We start from the raw sequence: 4,206 nt of genomic DNA, 5'->3' as shown, positions 1-4,206 counted from the left end.
CCGGATTCTCAATCGAGATGAAACCCGAAAGTATCAGAGATTTCCGTTTCCTGTCGAAACTGGCAGCGGAATAAACCCAGCCGCCTGAGCACAAGGGCAACAACAGTCGGGCGGCTTTCAACCCAACCTTGGAGGAAAGACAAAATGTACAATTTTGGTAAAGCGGCCTTTGGGGCCGCCTGTATTGTTGCGCTCAGCGCGACGGCTGGTCTGGCGCAAGAAGTGCTGCGTTTCGGCCATGTTTATGAGGCTTCGACCCCGTATCATGCCGCTGCTGTGAAAGCCGCCGAGCTGCTCGAGGAAAAGACCGATGGTCGCTATAAGATGGAGGTCTTCCCGGCCTCGCAACTGGGTAAAGAGGCCGCGCTGAACGAAGCGCTGTCGCTGGGCACGGTCGATGCGATCTATACCGGCGTAGCGTTCCTGGGGCAGTCCTATGGCCCGATCAGCATCTCGGACTATCCGTTTACCATGCGGTCCTATGACCACTGGAAGGCTTATGTAAACTCGGACCTGTTTGACGAGATGGCCACTGAATACAAGAACATCTCGGGTAACACGATTGCGACCATGACCTATTATGGCGCGCGTCACGTGACTTCGAACAAGCCGATCCTTGAACCGGCCGATATGGACGGCCTGAAGATCCGTACGCCGAATGCACCAGCCTATCAGATGTTCCCGGAAGCCACCGGCGCGAACCCGACCCCGATGGCCTTTGCCGAAGTGTACCTGGCGCTGCAGCAAGGCGTTGTGGACGCACAGGAAAACCCGCTGCCGACCATCCAGTTCAAGAAGTTCTACGAAGTGCAGTCGAACATCAACCTGACCGGACACATCACCAACTCGCTGGCGGTTGTGGTCTCGCCCGTGACGCTGGGCAAGATGGGCGACGACGGTCAGGCGCTGCTGGATGCGCTGGCCGAAGCCGCTTCCGCAACGTCGGATGAGATCGTGCAGTCCGAGGCCGAGCTGGCCGATTGGTTCCGTGAACAGGGCGTGACCGTGAACGAAGTGGATCGCGCGCCGTTCATGGCAGCGGTTGCACCTTTGCTGAGTGGTGACACAGTTCCGTGGGACGCTGAGACCTTCGAACGTCTGCAAGCGATCCAGGAATAATCTACAATACCGGGCCCGGCGCACCGTCGGGCCCGGCCTTTATGCACGAGGAATGTCCCGATGTCCGACGCCCCGCCCGAAATAGATTTTGACGCCCTTGCCGCCGAAGATGACGCGCATTTTCGGAACTATTGTATCACCGTGGCAGATTATGGTCTGCTGGCGCTGTTCGGTTTGCTGTTCGGCGTGGTCTTCTTGCAGTTCTTCACCCGCTATGTGCTGAACGACTCCATCGCCTGGACCGAAGAAGCGGCGCGGTATCTGCTGATCCTTCTGGGTTTTGCCGGTGCGATCCGGTGTCAGGCGGTCGGCAGCCATATCGTGTTGGAATTCGTCGATAAGTACTATGGCCGCCTGCTCAGCTGGGTGCATGTCTTTGCACTGGTTGCGACCTTCGTTCTGTTCGCCGTCATCATCTGGTCGGCGTGGGAGCTGATCCAGCGCACCTCGTTCCAGCAAATGGTCTCGTTGCCATTCCCGAAATACTACCTGCACACCGCGGTCATGGTACTGGCGGTCGGAAATCTGGGGGTTGTCACCTATCAGATCGTCGCGCGGGTGAAGCAGTTGAAGGAAGGCGTCGACAAATGGGCCTGATCATTCTTTTCGTATCCCTGTTCGGCCTGATGCTGATGCGCGTGCCAATCGCGTTTTCGCTGGCGCTGTCGTCCTTTGCCTACATCCTCTATTCCGGCCTGCCGCCGGTGCTGTTGATGCACAACATGGTCAACGGCATGGATAGCTTCCCGCTGCTGGCGATCCCGTTCTTCATTCTGGCCGGGGCACTTATGAACTCCGCCGGGATCACCGCGCGCATCTTCGGCTTTGCCCGCGCCATCGTCGGATGGATGCATGGCGGTCTGGGCCATGTGAATGTCGGAGCCAGCATCATCTTTGCCGGCATGTCCGGCGCTGCCGTCGCGGATGCGGGCGGCCTTGGTGCGATTGAAATCAAGGCCATGCGCGAAGCCGGCTATGACGACGACTTCAGCGTTGGAGTCACCGCAGCCTCGTCGACCATCGGGCCCATCATCCCGCCCTCGCTGCCTTTGGTGATCTTCGGGGTGATGGCCTCGGTTTCGATCGGCAAGCTTTTTGTCGCCGGGATTGTGCCGGGTCTTCTGATGGCACTGTCGCTGTCGGTCATGATCTGGTGGATGTCGCGCACGCGGAACTATCCGCGCGACGTGAACTTCAGCCCCTCGGTCATTGCCACGCGTTTCAAAGCCGCTTTCCTGCCGCTGATGACCCCGGTCATCATCGTGGGCGGCATCGTCTCGGGGGCCTTCACCCCGACCGAGGCCGCCATCGGGGCCGCCGCCTATGCACTGATCCTTGGCACTTTGGTTTATCGCACGCTGACGGTTCGGAAACTCGCCGTGATCTCGTTGGAAACCATCGAGACAACGGCGGCGATCATGATGATCGTGGGTGCCGCGTCGGTTTTTGCGTGGATACTAACCGCTAATCAGGTCGCCGCGCATTTTGCTGAATTCGTGCTGTCTTTCACCGACAGCAAGGCCGTTGTCCTACTGCTGATCATGGCCGTTGTCCTGATCGTCGGCCTGTTCATGGAGACCATCGCCGCGATCTCGATCCTTGTGCCGGTGCTGATGCCGGTGGCCTCGCAATTTGGTATCGACCCGGTGCATCTGGGGATCATCGTCATCCTGAACCTGATGCTGGGCTTGCTGACGCCTCCGGTTGGGATGGTTCTGTTCGTCCTGTCGCGGGTGTCGAAGGTGCCATTCGAACAATGTGTCCGCGCGACCCTACCGTTCCTTGTTCCCTTGCTGGGCGTCCTTCTGCTGTTGACTTTCGTCCCTTCGCTGGTCCTGTGGTTGCCGAACCTGCTTTATGGATCGTAGGATGCGGGCCGTTTCTTGGAGACACAGATGAAAACCAACCAAATCGGTAAGACCGATCTGAAAGTAACTGAACTGTCTTTTGGCTGCGCCAGTATTGGCAACCTCTACCGAGAGGCCTCGGACGCGGATGTAAGGGATGTCCTAAGTACTGCGTGGGACGCCGGAATTCGCTACTTCGACACGGCCCCGCATTACGGGCGCGGCCTGTCGGAACAGCGTTTGGGTCAGTTCCTGTCGGGCAAACCCCGGTCGGACTATGTGATCTCGACCAAGGTTGGCCGGGTGCTGTCGCCGGGCCAAGCGATGGCCAAGGCGGACGGGTTCGTAAACCCGCTGCCCAATGACGTGCGATATGACTATTCAGGCGACGGGATCGAGGCCTCGCTGGAAAGCAGTCTGGAGCGGCTGCAGACCACCATGGCGGACATAGTGTTCGTACATGACATCGGCACCTACACCCACGGTGCCGACAACACGGCCCAGATGGAGGCGTTTCTGGGCAGCGGGTACGACCGGTTGGTGAAGCTGAAGGAACAAGGCCGCATCCGTGCGTTTGGTCTGGGGGTGAACGAAAACGAAATCTGCCTCGATGTCATGAACCACGGCCCGCTTGACGTCATCCTGCTTGCAGGCCGCTTGACGTTGCTGGACCGTTCAGCCGAAGACGCGTTGACCGCGCAATGCCACGCGCAAGGTACCAGCCTTGTGCTCGGAGGCGTGCTGAACTCAGGCATTCTTGCTACTGGCCCCGTGGAAGGCGCGACCTATGACTATCGGCCAGCGTCGCCCGAAATACTGGACCGGGTCCGGGTGTTGCAGGACAAAGCCGAAGGGCTTGGTCTGCCTCTGGCGACGGCTGCGTTGCACTTTGCGAAGTCCCACCAACTGACATCATCGGTCCTCATCGGCACCTCAAAGGCGACTAGCTTGACGCGAAACATCCAGGCAATGGCGCAGGCAACACCGGATGAGTTTCACGACGTATTCCGACATATGCCTGACGGCGCCTGAAACACTCTTGAAACCAGACAGGGGTTTTCAATTCAAAAAGGAAGAACTATGCGCCTGAAAGATTGTCATAACTTCCACGATTTCCGTGAACTGGCCAAGCGCCGCCTGCCGGGACCAATCTTCAACTATATCGACGGCGGTGCCGATGATGAGGTGACGTATCGCGAAAACACCAACGCGTTTGACCGCTGCGATCTGCTGCCATCGG

At 58.6% G+C, this 4,206-nt stretch carries 5 protein-coding genes; all 5 read left to right on the top strand.

Features of this window, described 5'->3' with window-relative positions; all coding sequences use genetic code 11:
* Positions 1-144: 144 nt before the first annotated feature.
* On the top strand, positions 145-1,119 hold the full coding sequence (locus tag ACRZ9X_RS22330) for a sialic acid TRAP transporter substrate-binding protein SiaP (RefSeq protein ID WP_480522294.1): 975 nt from the start codon (positions 145-147) through the stop codon (positions 1,117-1,119).
* A gap of 60 nt (positions 1,120-1,179) precedes the next feature.
* Positions 1,180-1,716 carry a TRAP transporter small permease gene (locus tag ACRZ9X_RS22325; protein WP_480522293.1) on the top strand — a complete coding sequence of 179 codons (537 nt, stop codon included), beginning with the start codon at positions 1,180-1,182 and terminating at the stop codon, positions 1,714-1,716.
* Positions 1,707-2,987: a TRAP transporter large permease gene (locus ACRZ9X_RS22320; RefSeq protein ID WP_480522292.1), complete on the top strand. Its 1,281-nt coding sequence runs from the start codon at positions 1,707-1,709 to the stop codon at positions 2,985-2,987. The genes ACRZ9X_RS22325 and ACRZ9X_RS22320 overlap by 10 nt, the downstream gene beginning before the upstream one ends.
* Before the next feature lie 27 nt (positions 2,988-3,014).
* On the top strand, positions 3,015-3,998 hold the full coding sequence (locus ACRZ9X_RS22315; protein ID WP_480522291.1) for an aldo/keto reductase: 984 nt from the start codon (positions 3,015-3,017) through the stop codon (positions 3,996-3,998).
* Positions 3,999-4,046: 48 nt separating this feature from the next.
* Positions 4,047-4,206, top strand: a 160-nt coding sequence (locus tag ACRZ9X_RS22310; protein WP_480522295.1) for an alpha-hydroxy-acid oxidizing protein, incomplete at its 3' end; no start/stop codon positions are given.

This window comes from Ruegeria sp. AL1 (assembly GCF_056540905.1).
This window is presented reverse-complemented; position numbering and strand designations above follow the sequence as displayed.

Coding starts and splice junctions, on each gene's coding strand:
- ACRZ9X_RS22330 (WP_480522294.1), top strand. CDS start 145: ATGTACAATTTTGGTAAAGCGGCCTTTGGGGCCGCCTGTATTGTTGCG.
- ACRZ9X_RS22325 (WP_480522293.1), top strand. CDS start 1,180: ATGTCCGACGCCCCGCCCGAAATAGATTTTGACGCCCTTGCCGCCGAA.
- ACRZ9X_RS22320 (WP_480522292.1), top strand. CDS start 1,707: ATGGGCCTGATCATTCTTTTCGTATCCCTGTTCGGCCTGATGCTGATG.
- ACRZ9X_RS22315 (WP_480522291.1), top strand. CDS start 3,015: ATGAAAACCAACCAAATCGGTAAGACCGATCTGAAAGTAACTGAACTG.